This window comes from Arthrobacter sp. GAS37, assembly GCF_044908325.1.
Taxonomy (GTDB): domain Bacteria; phylum Actinomycetota; class Actinomycetes; order Actinomycetales; family Micrococcaceae; genus Arthrobacter; species Arthrobacter ramosus.
Map to the genome: position 1 here is coordinate 1 of NZ_JBIYDB010000060.1, position 16,809 is coordinate 16,809.

The 16,809-nt window shown below is 64.3% G+C and carries 16 protein-coding genes and 1 rRNA gene; 1 reads left to right on the forward strand and 16 read right to left on the reverse strand.

What is annotated here, in order from left to right; translation table 11 throughout:
* The 16 genes from ABH924_RS23695 to dacB form a co-directional block, all read right to left on the reverse strand.
* Positions 1-180, reverse strand: a 16S ribosomal RNA gene (locus ABH924_RS23695); the annotation flags it as partial.
* 603 nt (positions 181-783) lie between these two features.
* Positions 784-2,232, reverse strand: a complete 1,449-nt coding sequence (locus ABH924_RS23700) for a DHA2 family efflux MFS transporter permease subunit (RefSeq protein WP_404502822.1) — start codon at positions 2,230-2,232, stop codon at positions 784-786.
* A 138-nt stretch (positions 2,233-2,370) separates the two neighbouring features.
* Positions 2,371-3,273 (reverse strand): pantoate--beta-alanine ligase, encoded by a 903-nt coding sequence (gene panC, locus ABH924_RS23705; protein WP_234754903.1) that lies wholly within the window; start codon positions 3,271-3,273, stop codon positions 2,371-2,373.
* 2 nt (positions 3,274-3,275) lie between these two features.
* Positions 3,276-4,226 (reverse strand): Rossmann-like and DUF2520 domain-containing protein, encoded by a 951-nt coding sequence (locus ABH924_RS23710; protein WP_404502824.1) that lies wholly within the window; start codon positions 4,224-4,226, stop codon positions 3,276-3,278.
* Positions 4,219-5,718 (reverse strand): PH domain-containing protein, encoded by a 1,500-nt coding sequence (locus ABH924_RS23715; protein WP_404502826.1) that lies wholly within the window; start codon positions 5,716-5,718, stop codon positions 4,219-4,221. The genes ABH924_RS23710 and ABH924_RS23715 overlap by 8 nt, the downstream gene beginning before the upstream one ends.
* On the reverse strand, positions 5,715-6,227 hold the full coding sequence (locus ABH924_RS23720) for a PH domain-containing protein (protein ID WP_404502828.1): 513 nt from the start codon (positions 6,225-6,227) through the stop codon (positions 5,715-5,717). The genes ABH924_RS23715 and ABH924_RS23720 overlap by 4 nt, the downstream gene beginning before the upstream one ends.
* Positions 6,208-6,729 carry a DUF3180 domain-containing protein gene (locus tag ABH924_RS23725; RefSeq protein ID WP_404502830.1) on the reverse strand — a complete coding sequence of 174 codons (522 nt, stop codon included), beginning with the start codon at positions 6,727-6,729 and terminating at the stop codon, positions 6,208-6,210. The genes ABH924_RS23720 and ABH924_RS23725 overlap by 20 nt, the downstream gene beginning before the upstream one ends.
* A gap of 3 nt (positions 6,730-6,732) precedes the next feature.
* Complete coding sequence (folK, locus tag ABH924_RS23730; protein ID WP_404502832.1) at positions 6,733-7,272, reverse strand: 2-amino-4-hydroxy-6-hydroxymethyldihydropteridine diphosphokinase; 540 nt, start codon at positions 7,270-7,272, stop codon at positions 6,733-6,735.
* The gene (gene folB / locus ABH924_RS23735) at positions 7,269-7,628 is read right to left on the reverse strand and encodes a dihydroneopterin aldolase (protein ID WP_404502834.1); all 360 of its coding nucleotides are present in this window, start codon (positions 7,626-7,628) and stop codon (positions 7,269-7,271) included. Before folB ends, folK begins: the two co-directional genes overlap by 4 nt.
* 29 nt (positions 7,629-7,657) lie before the next feature.
* The gene (gene folP, locus ABH924_RS23740; protein WP_404502836.1) at positions 7,658-8,563 is read right to left on the reverse strand and encodes a dihydropteroate synthase; all 906 of its coding nucleotides are present in this window, start codon (positions 8,561-8,563) and stop codon (positions 7,658-7,660) included.
* Between the two features lie 8 nt (positions 8,564-8,571).
* Positions 8,572-9,237, reverse strand: a complete 666-nt coding sequence (gene folE, locus ABH924_RS23745) for a GTP cyclohydrolase I FolE (protein ID WP_404502838.1) — start codon at positions 9,235-9,237, stop codon at positions 8,572-8,574.
* Positions 9,238-9,247: 10 nt separating this feature from the next.
* Positions 9,248-11,317 (reverse strand): ATP-dependent zinc metalloprotease FtsH, encoded by a 2,070-nt coding sequence (gene ftsH / locus ABH924_RS23750; protein ID WP_234754894.1) that lies wholly within the window; start codon positions 11,315-11,317, stop codon positions 9,248-9,250.
* Positions 11,318-11,606: 289 nt separating this feature from the next.
* Positions 11,607-12,158: a hypoxanthine phosphoribosyltransferase gene (gene hpt, locus ABH924_RS23755; RefSeq protein ID WP_059388924.1), complete on the reverse strand. Its 552-nt coding sequence runs from the start codon at positions 12,156-12,158 to the stop codon at positions 11,607-11,609.
* Positions 12,159-12,189: 31 nt separating this feature from the next.
* On the reverse strand, positions 12,190-13,227 hold the full coding sequence (gene tilS / locus ABH924_RS23760; protein WP_404502841.1) for a tRNA lysidine(34) synthetase TilS: 1,038 nt from the start codon (positions 13,225-13,227) through the stop codon (positions 12,190-12,192).
* A 122-nt stretch (positions 13,228-13,349) separates the two neighbouring features.
* Complete coding sequence (locus ABH924_RS23765) at positions 13,350-14,453, reverse strand: zinc-dependent metalloprotease (protein WP_404502843.1); 1,104 nt, start codon at positions 14,451-14,453, stop codon at positions 13,350-13,352.
* Between the two features lie 76 nt (positions 14,454-14,529).
* Entirely contained in the window at positions 14,530-16,071 is a 1,542-nt protein-coding gene (gene dacB / locus ABH924_RS23770) for a D-alanyl-D-alanine carboxypeptidase/D-alanyl-D-alanine-endopeptidase (RefSeq protein ID WP_404502845.1), read from the reverse strand.
* Between the two features lie 136 nt (positions 16,072-16,207).
* Between dacB and ABH924_RS23775 the strand changes: the two genes are divergently transcribed.
* Entirely contained in the window at positions 16,208-16,696 is a 489-nt protein-coding gene (locus ABH924_RS23775) for an inorganic diphosphatase (RefSeq protein WP_344789058.1), read from the forward strand.
* Positions 16,697-16,809 lie beyond the last annotated feature (113 nt).

Here is a 16,809-nt window from a genome sequence, read left to right on the forward strand (position 1 = left end):
GTCGTATCCGGTATTAGACCCAGTTTCCCAGGCTTATCCCAGAGTCAAGGGCAGGTTACTCACGTGTTACTCACCCGTTCGCCACTAATCCCCGGTGCAAGCACCGGATCATCGTTCGACTTGCATGTGTTAAGCACGCCGCCAGCGTTCATCCTGAGCCAGGATCAAACTCTCCGTTGAAGTAAAACAAAAACAGACACAACCACAACCACCGGAAATAACGACGGAAGAGCTGCACAAAATTTGAAACCAGCTGTAAAAAACCAGCCCCGCACCACCGAAGCGACACAGAACCAGCCAAAACAACCAATTCATAAAAACAAATCGGTATCAACAAACTTGGCACACTATTGAGTTCTCAAACAACAGACACACCCGGCACCACCCACACCCACAACAGGGTCCAGGATCGCTCCGGAGCAACTTCCCAAACTTACCAGACCCGCGCTCTCCGCACAACTCCCGAACCGGGAACCGCGCCGGACAAAACACCATCCGAGACCCCCGGAAACCGCACCGGAACGCACAAAAGCGAACCAAGAATTTGGTTTCCATTTGGAAGGGAGTCTGTCGCAATTTTTCCGCATCAGCGGCGGCGACTCGAACTACTTTACACACCCACAAGACCCCACGCAAATCACCCCCGCACCACCGTCCTGCACTCCAAAACCCGCTACAACACAGCGATTTCAGGTCCAGCACCACCAGAATGAATGCCTTTCGGGCCGCAAGCCATAAACATGCCGTGCGTCACACCAGAACCAGCCAAGCAACCAGAGCGGGCTAGTGCCCGGCTGCTCCCTTGGTCTTGCGCATCATAGTGGACAGCACGACGGCAACCACCGCAATCAAAGTGGCTGTCAGGAAGGCGGCCTGCATCCCGGCGACAAGGCCGGACGCGGCAGACACCACAGCGAAGATCGAAACCAGGAGTGCGGTCCCTGCGGCTCCTGCCACCTGCTGCAGCGTGCTCATGATGGCCGAGCCGTGCGAATAGAGGTGGGGCGGGAGCGGGTTGAGGCCAGTGGTAAACGCCGGCGTGAACAGCAACGCCAAGCCCAGGCTAAGTACTGCGTACAGGACCACGACCCACCACAAGGGGCTATCCGCGGTGAGCATCGAGAACTGCCACAGCGTGAGTACCAGCAGGATGGAACCTGTCACGGTGAGCGGGAGCGGACCTATCTTGTCAAACAACCTGCCGACAACTGGCCCGAGCAGGCCCATCGCCAAGCCGCCCGGAAGGAGCGCCAGTCCAGTCTCCATCGGCTGCAGGTGGAGGACGTTCTGCAGGTAGAGCGGCAGCAGGATCACTCCGCCGAACAGGGCCATCATGGCAACCACCATGAGCAGGACCGACACCGTGAACATGCGGAAGTTGAAGGCCCTGAGGTCCAGCAGGGGCGCGTCGGACTTCTGCAACTTGAGCTGGCGGAAAACGAACGCCACCATGCCCAAGACCCCGATCACCAGCGCAGCTATCGGCACGGCAGTCGCTCCGCCATGGCCGCCGATCTGGCTCAGTCCATAGACCAGCCCGCCGAAGGCAGGAACGGTCAGGACCACCGAGGCGAAGTCCAGCCGCACGCTCCCTCGCTCGCCGACGTTTGTGAGGAACTTGGCGCCGATGCCCATGGCCAGCAAGGCCACCGGGAGCACGAAGACGAACATGAATCGCCACGAGAAGTGGTCAAGGATGATGCCGGAAACCGTGGGGCCCAAGGCCGGCGCAACCGAAATCGCAATGGTCACGTTGCCCATCACCGCACCCCGGCGGGACAGGGGCACCAACGTCAAGATGGTTGTCATCAGCAGCGGGAGCATGATTGCCGTGCCGCCCGCTTGGACGATGCGCGCCAACAAGAGCACTCCAAAACCCGGGGCTAGTGCCGCGAGCAGGGTGCCGCTGCTGAAGAGTCCGATTGCCAGGAGGAACGCAGCTCGGGTGGTGAGCCTCTGGAGGATGAAACCGGTGGTGGGTATGACCACGGCCATGGTCAGCATGAATCCGGTGGAGAGCCACTGGACTGTGGGCGCGTCAACGTTGAGGTCCGTCATGAGCCGCTGCAAGGCAACGTTCATGATGGTCTCGTTGAGGATCACCACGAAGGTGGCCACAAGTAGCGTGACGATGACGGTGACAGACTCGCGCGACATCTTGTCGCTGGCTTGCTGTGTCCCCGCTTCCGGCACGGGGCTGCCGGACGCGTCTGATGTGACGTCGGTAGACATGAGGATCCCTCAGCTTTGGGTGCGATGGTTTCCGGCGCTCGGCACCGGTGAAGATTGCAACAGTCTAAGCCTCAACCGCATTCCCGTCAGCAGCTTAATCCAAACGTTTGCGTACGGGCATCCGAATGTTAAGAGTGGTCAGGAACTCAGCGGCACGTTGTCGATCAACCGCACGGGTCCGACCTTCGCCGCAATGATCGCAAGCCCTTCACCGCGGAAAGGAGTTTCCTTGCAGTTTTCGGCGAGCGGTTCCAGCGTGCGGGGATCGACGACGTCGAAATAGTCCAGCTTCACGAGGGGCTGGGATTCAACGAGCGCGACGGCGGAGTCCAGCTCGAGCGGTTCGTTTGCCAGGGCGCGGGACTCGATGAGGCGGAGGGCACGGGACAGCACCAGCGCAGCCTCCCGCTCTTCTTCGGAAAGGAAACGGTTCCGGCTGGAAAGCGCCAGCCCTTCAGTGTTGCGCACGGTCGGCACGGCCACGATGTCCACCGGAAAGCTGAGATCGGCCACCATCCTCTTCACGAGGGCCAACTGCTGGGCATCCTTCTGGCCGAAGTACGCGCGGTACGCGGCAGCACCGCCGTCGACGGCTGGACCGCCAGGCATGCCGTAGTGCAGCAGTTTGGCGACCACCGTGAGGGCGCCGTCGAAGTGGCCGGGACGCGAGGCGCCCTCCCATTTCTCGCCCAGCGGTCCCGAGGTCACCCGGACCAGCGGCTCTCCACCGGGGTAAACCTCGTCAACGGAAGGGGCGAAGACGAGATCCACGCCCTCGGCGTCCAGGAGGGCCATATCGGCATCGAGCGTACGCGGGTAGCGTTCGAGGTCCGCGGCCTCGCCGAACTGCAGGGGATTCACGAAGATGGACGCCACCACGACGTCGTTCTGCTCGACGGCGGTGCGGGCCAGCGCTGCGTGACCGGTGTGCAGCGCTCCCATCGTGGGGACGAGGCCTTGCGAGCTGCCGCGCTTTTCCGCGAGCAACCGCGCGCTTTCGGCCCGCAGTTCCGCTGCGGTGGTCACAAGTTTGATGGCCATTCTCAGTTTCCTTCCTGCGTCCCGGCAGCGTCGTTGCCTGGACGGTCCTCACCGTTGTCCGGCGTACCTGAGCCGTCCAAGGCGTTGTTGATGTCGCCAAGCTGGCCCTCTTTGAGCAGGCCACGGTTGACCGCGCGGCGGGCCGTGGCGCGGGCCATGGCCCGGTAGGCGGCGAGGACATCGCCGCCGGCACCGCCGTCGTACTCCTGGAGGGCCTCCGCATGGGCGGCCACGGTTCCCACATCCCCACGGGCCACGGGCCCGGTCAACGCGGACTCCCCTGAGGCCAGTGCGTTCTCCAAGGTGGCGCGGAGCAAGGGGCCGAGCATGCGTTCCGGTGCGTCGACGCCGATGTCCCGAAGCAGTTGGGATGACTGGGCCACAAGGGTGACCATGTGGTTCGAGCTGTGCGCGAGGGCTGCGTGATAGAGCGTGCGATCGGCCTCGGCGATGGCCACCGGTTCGGCACCCATCTCCACCACGAGGGCTTGGGCGATGGGCAACATCGCGGCGTCGGCGGTGACCCCGAAGGTGCAGTCCATGAGCCGGGTCAGGTCCAGGCTCATGCCCGTGAACGTCATGGCCGGGTGGAGGGCGAGCGGAATGGCGCCTGCCGCGCGGACCGGCTTCAGTATTCCGACGCCGAAGCGGCCGGAAGTGTGCGCCACAAGTTGACCGGGCTGCCATGCTCCGAGCTTGGCCAGTCCCGCCACGAGTTCGCCGAGGGCATCGTCCGGAACAGCAAGGAGCACCAACTCGGACCGCTCCACGATTTCCTGGATTTCGAGGATCGGGACCCCCGGCAGCAGCGTCTCCGCCCGCTCCCGGCTCGCCTCCGACACTGCGGAAACCCCGACGACGGCGTGCTCGGCTCCGCGCAGGGCCGCACCCAACACGGCACCCACCTTGCCGGCGCCAACGATTCCTACGCCGAGTCGTCCTGGCCTAGCCATGGTCGGGGTCCTCCTGGGTTGATGCACGCTGCATGGCATGCGTGGTCGGCGGGGCCGGGGCGGGCATCGCCACGGGCGGAAGTTGAGCCAGCCATTGCTCGCTACTCTGCAGTTTGCGGGCCTTCCGGGCTCGGGCCGCCTGCTGGTCGAACAAGCCGACTGCTTCCTCGGTGGCTGCCTGGATGAGCCGGGGCGCCACCGGCCCTGGCGTCGTATGCAACACGAGGTCGGCCACGCCGAACAGCCGGGCCAACGGACCTTGGTGGAGGGCGATCGACTGGGTTCGTTGATGCGGGACCATCACCAACTTCCGCCACAAACGGCCGGAGCGCAGCAGCAGGGCCGTGTCCGTTGAGAGGAAGCCGTTGCGTCGCCAGCCCAACGGGGAAAGAATCCAGGCACGCTTCGGGGTGGTGACAAAGCCGGCGCCGGAATCCAGGCCGGTCAACCCGGCTGTGAACACGCGCTCCGGGTCGGCGATACCGGGGTCGGGCAAGACGAGTGAGAGCATCGTCATCACCTCGGCCCCCCGGCCGACTGGAAGCAGCATGGTCCGGTGCTCGCCTTCGCTGCGGTGGTGTTCACCATAGCCGGCAACGTTCACGTGGATCCGATACCAGCCGAGAATGCGCCACAGCGGCGGCTGCGTGACCTTGACGGCCTGGATGCGGCCGGGAGGCACGGTCTGGGCCCGGGTATCCAGGAGTCCGTAGCGCACACGGATGCCGTCCGGCGAAATTGCCGCCGTGAAGTTGTAGCCCGTGTTGAACGAGCGCCAGTAGGCGGTACCCAGGCCGAGGATTGCTGGAATCAAGTAGAGGATGAAGGCCCGGGACTCGGTCAGCACTGAAACCAGCACGGACGCGATGGCGCTGAGCACAATGAAGAAGCTCTGCTCGCTCAAGATCAGCGAACCGACAAGCCTCCCAGGCGGCACGTAGAGCACCACCTGTTCGGGTGCCTCGGGCACCTCGACCGTTTCGCTCCCGTCGGCAATACCGGCGGCCCGGCCCAGGATGGTGGCACGGAGCTGTTTGGCCTGAGCGAGCCTGAGGTACGAGAGCCGCACCGCCGAGTGGCCGGCGTCGGCCACCTCGAACTTCAGCTCCGCGAGCCCGAAAATACGGGCAAGCAGGGGCTGCACGATGTCGATGGCCTGCACGCGGTCAAGCCGCGCCTGGCGCTGCTGTTTGAACAGGAAGCCGGTGTTGACCCTGACATAGCCTTCGGCAAGCTGGTACCGGGTGAAATACCAGCTGAGGACGAAGGACCCCAAAGCCAGCAACAGCACGACGCCGCCCCCGGCCAGGAGCCAAAGCGTGCGTTCGTTGAAGTTGTCGCCAATGGTCCCGCGGCCTTGGAGGGCTCGTTCGAAGGTATCGCGGCCGAAGAAATAGACGATCGCCGCTAGCGCCACCCATCCCCGCACGAATGGCGACGCCGGGTGGACGCGGTGCCAGCCGCCGTCGACCACGGTCTGTTCCTGGGTCACAGCCCGGCCAGCCTCGCTTCGCCGCGGGCCGAAAGCTGCTCTCGCAGCCGTGCGCCTTCAGCGGCGGGAAGTCCGGGAAGGTGTGCGTTGGTTCCAGCCGAGGCGGTGTGGAGTTTGAGGGTGCACAGCCCCAAGAGCCGCTCGACGGGTCCAACCGCTACATCGACGAACTGCATCCGGCCATAGGGAACCACCATGGTCCGCTGGAAGAAGATGCCGCGTCGGATCAGCAGGTCGTCGTTGCGTTCCGCATAGCCGATGGCCCTCACTTGCCTCGGGATCAACACGAGCCGCCACAGGGCAAGAAGCAGAAATGCCGCGGGAACGGCGACGGCGAGCCACAGCGGTGGCCACTTCCACCATCCCAGTTCCACGAAGAGCAAGGGCAGGCTGAACAGGCCGATCGTGATCACGTTGCCGATGGCCCACTCGACGAGCCGCACCGTCACGTATTTCGGCGAAACGCGCAGCCACTGGATGCCAGGAGGATCAATCGCCGCGGTATGCATATTCGCCTTCGCCCTTGGCCTCGCCACGGCGTGAATCCCTGACGTCGGGGCCACCTTCCAGGTCTTCCGGAGGGATTCGGCAGAACCGCTCCACCACGAGCCCCACGATGGTCATGATGAGACCGCCGCCGCCCATGATGAGCGCGAGCCACAAGATGCCTTGGTCGCTGCGGAGGCTCCAAAGCCGGAGTTGCTCAATCACGATTCCCGCATGCCAGCCCAGCAGCACCGTGCCCGCATAGGCGCAGGCCTGGGCCAGGATCAGGGTTCGCGCGGCCAGGATGGGGTTGAGCATGGTCTTCTTCTTGCCGTTGCGCCAGCGCAGGACACGGATGCCCATGATCAACGTGAGCACCGCGATGAAGCCCATGGTCACCAACGCGGAAGGGGGAAGCACCGGCGTCGCCATGCTGTAGCGCGTGGTGAGCACAGTGGTCAGCCAGCCAACTGCGGCAAGAACGACGGCGATAATCGCCAACAAGAGCGGACGCATGGCCTTCATGGACTACTCCACCGCTCCCGCGGCAGCGACGCTGCCGGATCCGTCGAAACCGTCGAAAGGCCGAAGCCCGGGAAAGTCCTCGGCCTTGGCGGCCAGCTCGGCGACGCTTTCACCGTTGAGCCGCGCTGCAGGGTCCAGGAGGGCCCATGGATAGAGCACGAAGGCACGCTCCGCAGCCCGCGGATGCGGCAGGGTCAGTGTTTCGTCGTCGCTCGTGAGTTCGCCGTAGACGATGATGTCCACGTCCAACGTGCGGGGGCCCCAGCGGACCTCGCGGACCCGGTGGTGCATTTGTTCGACGTCGTGGCAGTGCTGCAAGAGTTCCAGCGGCGCAAGGGTGGTCTCAACGGCGATCACCATGTTGAGGAAATCCGGTTGCCCCACGGGCCCGCCCACGGCTTTGGTCTGCACCACGGGAGAGACGCCGAGCAGGCGGATTTCCGGGCGGTCAACGAGGTCGGCAACGGCGGTGGACAGGGTGTCGTTCCGCTCGCCCAGGTTGCTGCCAAGGGCCAGGATGGCTTTCGTGAAACGGGAGCTCATGCACGCTCCCTGTGGACACTGACAGTGACGTCACCGAAGGGCACTTCGATGGGAGCCCTGGGTTTGTGGACCGTGACATCGACGGCGGCGACCTTGAAGCCCGCCAGAATCCCCTCGGCGATCCGCACCGCGAGGGCCTCGATCAGGTTGAGTGGCTCGCCCGTAATGAGGGACGTAATGTACTCGGCCACTTGACCGTAGTGCGCCGTGAACTGCAGGTCATCCGTTTCCGCGGCCTTGCTGAAATCGGTGTACAGCACCGCGTCGACGACGAACGGCTGTCCGTCCCGGCGCTCGAAGTCGAAGACGCCGTGATGCCCGACGGCGGTCACGCCGGTCAGTGTGATCCTGTCCAAGCCGGTTCCTCCCCCTCTGTTCACGAAGCTTAGCGTCTGATGCGCGCAGCAACCTTGACGGCGTCAAGGCTGGGGCCGACGTCGTGGACGCGCACAGCCCAGGCGCCGTTCGCGGCACTGATTGCCGTGATGGCCGCAGTGGCATGGTCCCGCTCCTCCGGTGCCGCCGACTTGCCGGCCACGGTCAGGAGCGTCCCGAGGAAGCGCTTGCGGGAAGCTCCGATCAGGACCTTGTGGCCAAGCTCATCCAGCTTGCCGATGTACTTGAGGAGTTGCCAGTTCTGGTCCTCGTCCTTGGAGAAACCCAGGCCGGGATCCACAATGATTTGCTCCGCTGTGACGCCTGCCGCGTAGAGCTTGTCGCGGACGCCCTTGAGCTCCTCGATGACTTCTTCCACGACATTCCCGTAGTCGGCAAGGCTGTTCATGGTCTCCGCGTCGCCCCGGCGATGCGTCAGGACGTAGGGCACCTTGGTACGAGCGACGAGTTCGGCCATCTCAGGTTCGATGCTCAGCCCGGAGACGTCGTTGATGATCGCGGCGCCGGCCTCCACAGCCGCAGCGGCCGTCGACGCGTGCGTCGTGTCGATGCTGACAAGCGCCCCGGCCTTCACGAGTGCCTGGATCACCGGCAAGACCCGCCGTCGTTCTTCTTCCGGGGAGACGGGTTCGGCGCCCGGGCGGGTCGATTCGCCCCCGACGTCGATGATGTCCGCTCCGGCGTACAACATGCGCAAAGCGTGGGCGATGGCGGTGTCCGCCGTGGGGTGCTTGCCGCCGTCGCTGAATGAGTCCGGCGTGACGTTCAGAATTCCCATGACGAGCGTGCGGTCGACCGGCAGGTCCGCGAAGCGGGCGGCCGGACGGGGTTTGCGGAGAATGGGCAGGGGGCTGGTAGCCGGGCCCGTTCCTGGTGCGGCTGCGAGGGAATCCATGGTCTTTATTACCTTCCGAGTATGAGGCTCATGGCTTCGGCGCGGGTGGCCGGGTCATGAAGTTGCCCGCGCACTGCGCTGGTGACGGTCTTGGCACCGGGCTTGCGGATGCCACGCATCGACATGCACATGTGTTCGCATTCGACGACGACGATCGCGCCCCGTGGCTTGAGGTAGGTCACGAGCGCTTCGACGATCTGGGTGGTCAGGCGTTCCTGCACCTGGGGACGGCGGGCATAAATGTCCACGAGACGGGCCAGCTTGCTCAGCCCCGTCACTTTGCCATCGTGGGAAGGGATGTATCCAACGTGCGCGACGCCGTGGAACGGTACCAAATGGTGCTCGCACGTGGAATAGAACGGGATGTCCTTGACCAGCACGAGTTCCTCATGGTCAAGGTCGAACGTGGTGGACAGGACATCTTCGGGATCCTGGTGCAGGCCCGCGAAGACCTCGGCGTAGGCTTTGGCAACGCGCTTCGGCGTATCCACCAGTCCGCCACGGTCCGGGTCCTCGCCCACGGCAATGAGGATCTCGCGGACGGCCGCCTCGATGCGGGGGCGGTCGACCTTATAGTGATGTCCGCGGCCGTGGCCGCCTGATTTCCCCCCGGAAGTGCCGCCGAAGTCATCACTGGGGGCACCGCTGAAGTCGTCGTCGTCGATGTGAGTCACAGCAGAAAGCTTAGCCTTGATGCGAAACGTCGGTGCCCGCGTCAGGTCCTTGGCCGGTGAATGACTCCTGGCTGCCGACTCCCTGCGGGTGCGGGGACTGAGCGTCCAAGGGCTCTTCGAGACGCGCGGCCTTGGCCTCTTCCTGTGCCTCGCGTTCAGCCTTCTCTGCGCGGGATTCCACCGGCGGGATGGTCTGGACCGGACGGGACTCCTTGGAGAGCCACACCTCGCGGAAGTCACGCTTGCGGATATCGCGGAAGATGTAGGCGATCTCGGCCTGATTCAGCGTTTCACGCTCAAGCAGTTCGAGGGCCAACTGATCCAGGACGTCCCGGTTCTCGGTCAGGATGGCATAGGCCTCGTCGTGGGCCTGATCGATCAGGCGGCGCACTTCCTCGTCAACGATATACGCCACCGAGTCCGAGTAGTTGCGTTCCTGTGCCATGTCTCGACCCAGGAACGGCTCGCCGCCGCCTGCGCCAAGCTTCACGGCGCCGATGCGCTCGCTCATGCCGAACTGGGTGACCATCTTGCGCGCGGTTCCGGTGGCCTTTTCGATATCGTTCGAGGCGCCCGTCGAGGGGTCGTGGAACACGATTTCCTCTGCAACGCGCCCACCCATGGCGTAGGCCATTTGGTCCAGGAGTTCGTTGCGCGTGATCGAGTACTTGTCGTCCTCCGGGACAACCATGGTGTAGCCGAGGGCGCGGCCTCGGGGCAGGATGGTGATCTTCGTGACAGGGGCGGAATTGCGCAGTGCTGCCGCCACCAGGGCGTGGCCGCCCTCGTGGTAGGCGGTGATCTTCCGCTCCATTTCCTTCATGACGCGGCTACGCTTCTGCGGGCCGGCCATGACGCGGTCGATTGCCTCGTCCAGGGCGCGGTCGTCAATCAGGTTGGCATTGGACCTGGCAGTCAGGAGGGCGGCCTCGTTGAGCACGTTGGCAAGGTCCGCACCGGTGTAGCCCGGGGTCTTCTTCGCGACGCCCTTGAGGTCGACGCCGTGGGCCATCGGCTTGCCTTTGGCATGGACATTCAGGATCTGTTCGCGACCAATCAGGTCTGGCGCTTCAACAGTGATCTGGCGGTCGAAGCGGCCAGGACGGAGCAGGGCGGGATCCAGGACGTCCGGACGGTTGGTTGCCGCGATCAGGATGACGTTGGTCTTGACGTCGAAGCCGTCCATTTCGACCAGGAGCTGGTTGAGGGTCTGCTCGCGCTCGTCGTTGCCACCGCCAATACCGGCGCCACGGTGACGTCCGACGGCGTCGATCTCGTCAACGAAAATGATGGCGGGAGCGTTGGCCTTGGCTTGTTCGAAGAGGTCGCGGACGCGGGAAGCGCCGACACCTACGAACATTTCGACGAAGTCCGAGCCGGAGATGGAGAAGAACGGGACGCCGGCCTCGCCTGCGACGGCGCGGGCCAGGAGGGTCTTGCCGGTGCCCGGAGGCCCGTACAACAGCACACCCTTGGGGATCTTTGCGCCAACAGCCTGGAACTTTGCCGGTTCCGCGAGGAATTCCTTGATCTCCTGGAGCTCTTCGACGGCTTCATCGGCACCGGCGACATCCGAGAAGGTGACCTGCGGCATGTCCTTGTTGACCAACTTGGCCTTCGACTTGCCGAACTGCATCACCTTGGAACCGCCGCCTTGCATGCGCGAGAGCAAGAACCAGAAAAGCACACCCAGCAGGAGTACGGGGATGAGGAGCGAGAACAGTCCGGAGAACCAGTTGTTCTCGACAGGCTGGTCCGTGAAGCCACCGGATGGTTGGGCGTTGGTGACGGCCTTGACGACATCCCCGGCTCGCGCGGTGACGTAGAAGAACTGGACGTTCTTGCCCTTGTCCTGGCCATCGATGACGAGGTTGTCTTTCAGTGTCAGGTCAACGCGGTTCTCGGCATCGTAGATTTTGGCCTGGTCCACTTTGCCGCTCTGGGCGAGGATCGCGAGGCCCTTGTCGGTGTCGATACGGGTGGAACCACCGGGGGCAAGGGTTGCAAATGCCACCAGGAGCAAGCCGACTACGACAACAATCCAGATGCCCGGGCCCTTGAAGAAACTCTTAGCTTTCATCTGTTCGGGGGCTCCGCCCCGTCCCTCCTGGTAGTGCTGCACGGCGCAGCTTCTGCGCGCGTGTGGTGCTGCGTCAGTTTCTAGCTTTACACCGTTCGGAGTGATTCACGCATAGTGAGGGGCAAAAGTTCCCTCTAGGCGTACATGAACGCGGAATTCCGGAAACTCTCGGGGGAAATCCATGGTTCTTTCAGGATCCAACGTCACTGCAAAAAGCGAAAGCGGCCTCCCCAACAGGAGGCCGCTTTTCACTCCGCGAACCGCGCCGCGGTGGTTCGCTTCGGAAGAGCTATTCGTAAACGTGCGGAGCGAGGGTTCCCACAAAGTCCAGGTTGCGGTATTTCTCGGCGTAATCCAGTCCGTAGCCGACGACGAATTCGTTGGGGATGTCATAGCCGACATACTTGACGTCGATCTCGACCTTGGCGGCCGTTGGCTTGCGGAATGCCGTGCAGATTTCCACGGAAGCGGTGCCTCGCGATTCGAGGTTGGTCTTGAGCCAGGAGAGGGTCAGGCCGGAATCGATAATGTCTTCGACAATCAGGACATCCTTGCCCATGAGGTCGGTATCAAGGTCCTTGAGGATGCGCACGACGCCGGAGGACTGGGTACCGGAGCCGTACGAAGACACCGCCATCCAGTCCATGCTGACGTGGCTGTGCAGCGCACGCGCGAGGTCTGCCATGACCATGACGGCGCCCTTGAGCACGCCGACGATCAGCAGCTCACGGCCCTCGTAGTCCTTGTCAATCTGTGCAGCAAGTTCGGCGATCCGTTGCTGGATCTGCTCCTTGGTGTAGAGAACGTGTTTGAGGTCTGCCTGGACGTCGTTTGAATCCACCAATGGCTCCTGTGTTGATGCGTGGGTGCGGCTACTGTTGGGGCGATCTTTGATGCCGGAATACTAGCTTCCCACAGCCGCCGCCTTCGCGGGGAACGGCAGTCCCCCCTGCCGAGGCCTCCCGCTCCAATTCGCTCAGTGATACGCGGTAGACGCTGACGCTTCCGGGAAGCTGCACGGGACCCGCCGATCCCTGCCGGCGCAGCAGCGCTTCGGCCGCCTGAAGCCGCCCGTAGCCGGGCTGTTGGCCCCCGACGTCGGCCGCTGCTTTGGCGATTACCCGGAACCTCAGCGCGGGAGACAATTCCCTCAACGGGTCTTCGGGGAGCCAGACTCCATCGTCGGTCCGGTTCACGAGGCCCGCATAGCTCTCTACGGCAAGCTGCTCCAGGAAGTCAGCATCCTGTTGGAGGATCGCGGCGGTGCGGGCGAGTGATTCGGCAACACCGGGCCCCAGCTTGTCTTCAAGCAAGGGCATCACCTCAACCCGGGTCCGCGAGCGGGCGAAGGCGGGGTCCGCGTTGCTGGGATCGTGCCAGGTTTCGAGTTCCTCGACCTCGCAGATTTCGAGCGTTTCCGCGCGGCGAAGGCCGAGGAAGGGACGAAGCAGCTTGCCGCGGGCGGGCCGCATTCCGGCGAGGGAGCGGGTTCCCGAGCCCCGGGCCAGGCCCAGGAGTACCTGTTCGGCTTGGTCGTCCAGGGTGTGCCCGAGCAGGATTGCCCCACAATCGAGTTCCGTGGCTGCTGCTTCGAGGGCCGCGTGCCGGGCGTCCCGGGCTGCCGCCTCGGGCCCGAAGCCGGTAGCGGCCACCTCCACGGTCCGTAGCTGGACGGGCGAGAGGCCCAGCCCCTCCAGGATCGACACGGTTCGTGCCGCGACCTCACCCGAGCCTTCCTGCATCTGGTGGTCAACCACGACGGCGGCCACACTCACGGGGCGGCCGTGCACATGGCCTCGGCGGGCGAAGTAGGCTGCCACTGAGGCAAGTGCCAAGGAGTCCGGCCCACCGCTGCAGGCCACGAGGACTCGCTCGGGATAGCCTGCGGAGGCCAGCGCGTCCTGCAACATGTTCCGCGCTTTGCCGACGACCGGCGCCAAACGCCCGGGACGCCGTCGTCCGCTGCTTGGTGCGCTTCCACTGCTTGGTGAGTTTCCACTGCTTGCGCCCGGGCCCGATGTGGTACCTGCGGTCACAGCCCCATCCGCTCAAGCCACAGCTTGGAGTCGTGGATTTCGGTCTCTGTGGGCAGTTTTTCGGCCGATTCCCAGACCTGGTTCAGGCCCTCCATCCCAGCCACCGCAACCACTTCACGGACGAACTTGGCTCCGTCGCTGTACTGGCGCATCTTGGCATCCAGGCCGAGGATGTTGCGGATGAATTTCTCGATCATTCCGCGGTCCTTGCCCCGCGCGCTGAAGCGCTGCCGGATGGTCTTCACCGAGGGGATCAGGGAGGAATCGACGGCGTCCATCACCACGTTGGCGTGGCCTTCCAGCAAACTCATGACGGCTGTGAGGTGCGAAAGGGAGGCCTTTTCCTCGGGGTTTTGCAGCAGGTCCAGGATGGCCCCGCGGCCGGGCACGGCACCGGTGGAGCGGTCGCGCAGGGACCGGGCTGCAGCCGTGGCGCGGTCCATGATGGAGTCCACATTGCCGATCAGATTGGCGCTGAGGCGTTCGATTTCCTCAAGCATGTGGGTCCGGAGCCAGGGTGCCGCGGCGAACTGCACCCGGTGGGTCTGTTCGTGAAGGCAGACCCAGAGCCGGAAATCTTCAGGATCAACGTTGAGCTCGCGCTCCACGGAGATGATGTTCGGAGCGACCAGCAAGAGCCGGCCGGCAGACGGCGCTTTCGAGTCCAGGGCGAGCGCGGCGAAGGGATCGTATTGGCCCAGGACCTTGCTCGACAAGAAGGCAAGCACAGCCCCGAGCTGGCTGCCGGTGATGGCGCCGCTCGCGGCCGCCGCAGCCGGTGTCATCGCCGGGCCCCGCCGGGAATCCAGCATTTGCTTAAGGGCCGGCTGGAGCATCACGGCAAAACTTTGGGTATTGGCCTTCGCCCACGACGCCCGGTCAACTACCAGCACGTGGGAATCGCGGAGATCGCGTGCGGCTTCCAAACCGGTGATGTCATGCACGTGCGGTACCGAGATGTCCGCGCTGAGACGCAGGCTGTCCACGGCTTTGCCGATCTGGGCCGGACTCAGTACCGGGCCGGGGGGAGCGAGCCGGGCGGCCGTGGAGGCGGCCAGCTCCCAGTTGATGAGGGACTGGGCTTGCTGCTGAGACTCCATACGAACCATCAGAACACAACAGTCTGAATCTGCACCCTTAAGTTCGCTCAGCGGCGAACGTCAGGCAGCTTGAACGTCAACCACCGGTGCAACCACATGACGCGAGTGCCGTGGCGGACCTGTCCAGCGCCACCTTGTTCCCCGCTGCACCCGGCGTCAGGCCGTTGCCGATAAAGGAAAAGACCAGAAGACGGCCGTTCGCGTCCACTACATAGCCGCTCAAAGCGATCACCGAATTCAAGGTGCCGGTCTTTGCCCGTACCAGTCCCGCCCCTTGGGAGGTGCTGGCGTCTCCGTAGCGGTCGCCGAGCGTCCCGGTCAGTCCGGCCACCGGGAACCCGGCGAGGGCGGCGCGGAGACGAGTGTCCGGTCCCGAGGTGATTGCACGCACCACATCCGCGAACTGCCGCGCCGACACCTGGTTGCCCAAGGCAAGGCCGGACACGTCTGCCAAATGCATGGAGTCCGTGGCGATCCCCAGTTCCGCCACCTGGGCGCTTACTGCCGCCGTCGCGCCGTCGTTCGATCCCGGCTTTCCAGCGGACAGAGCAGCCATCCGGCCGAATACCTCGGCAAGGTAGTTGTCCGAGGTTTCGAGCATCAAGTCCACTTGCTCGCGGACGGTCGCAGACACCACGCTGGCGAGGACGTCCTGCTTTCCGGCCGGAGCGGAGGCGCGTTCCACGCCGGGGACCACCGTGAATCCGGCAGCGGCGCCCGCGGCCTGGAGCTTCTCTGCGAAAGCCTCGGCGGCGGTGAGCGCGGCGTCTTGCGGACGCGCACCGGTGGTTGCCCCCGGGCTTGTCCGGGCCGAGTTCAGCGCGATCGGAAAGATTGGCGCAGTTTCGCCGGCAGCGACGTCGTCGAGGCTCCACGCCGGATTCAAAGCCGGACCGGTGAATAGTCCATCGTCCAATTGCACCGTGACCGGGCCTTTCACGCCGCGGCCCTGGAGCGCTTTTGCCGCATCGCTTGCGAGCGTCTCCAAGCCGGCATGGCCAAGCACCTCGCTTGGCTGGGAGGGGCCGTCGCCGAGCAGGACGTCACCTCCGGCGCTCAGGATGATGGTCGACGCCGAAGGTCCCGCGAGGACCCGCGTGCTGAAGCGTGTCTCCGGGCCGATCGCCCGCAGCGCCGCGACTGCCGTGAGCAGCTTCATGTTGGACGCCGGCACCCGGTTCTTGGCGCCGTCGCGATCGTAAAGCGGAAGTCCGGTCAACGCGTCCTCAACGACGCCGGTGAAGTCTCCCCCGCCGTCGGGCGTCAGGAGGGCGTTGAGCTGGTTTGTGACATCGGCCGGCAGCGGTACCGGGGCGGAAGCGTCCAAGGGCGCAACGATCTGGGTGCGGCTCAGCTGCTTGGGGACCTGTTGCCAGGCCGGCACCTTGGGGGCGGGCGTACCGGCTGCCCCCAAGAATCCAGGACCGAGGAATCCGGGTGCGACTCCGAGGCCCATCGGCACGGCCAAGGCCGCGATGACCAACGTCAACAAAACCAGTGGTAGAAAGCGGACGACGCGCTTCGACGCAGGCTTCGCGGGCTTCCTGGGTCTGAGAACGGGAGTCTCCTGCTGTTCCGGAGCCTGCTTTTCAGCCCCCGCCTCGTCAACGCCCTTCATGCAGCTTTAGTCCTCAAAGTCTTGAATGTCCCCACCGTTTCAAGAAACTTGGGCCTCTCGCTATATCCTCAATAGTAGTCGGCGGCGTCGGCTGCTCTGTTGCCGCGCCCATGCCAATACCGTCAAGGAGCATTCCATGAAGCACGACGTCACGATCGAGATCCCCAAGGGGTCGCGCGTCAAGTACGAAGTTGACCACGAGACCGGCCGCGTCCGCCTGGACCGCGTCCTGTTCACCTCCATGCAGTACCCCACCCACTACGGGTTCTTCGAGAACACCCTTGGCGAGGACGGCGACCCGCTGGACGCACTGGTGCTCCTGCAGGACTTCGACCTGTACCCCGGCGTCATCGTTGAGTCCCGCCCCATCGGCGTTTTCAACATGACCGACGACGGCGGCGGAGACGCCAAGGTCCTGTGCGTTCCGGCCGACCCGCGTTTCGACCACATCCAGGAAATCACCGATGTCAGCGAATTCCTGATCAAGGAAATCGAGCACTTCTTCACCCGTTACAAGGACCTTGAGCCGGGTAAGTGGGTCAAGGCTGAAGGCTGGGCCGACCGCGCAGCCGCCGAAGCCGAGCTGGAAGCTTCGATCAAGCGTTACGTTCCGGTCTCCCACTAAGGCTAGTTTCACCTGCCCGACGGCGGCGGGGGGGGGGGGCTGAGGCAAGCCCCCCCCCCCCCGCGGTGGGTTATACGTTGGGGCCCCGCCGGACGGGCAGGGGCGCCAAAACC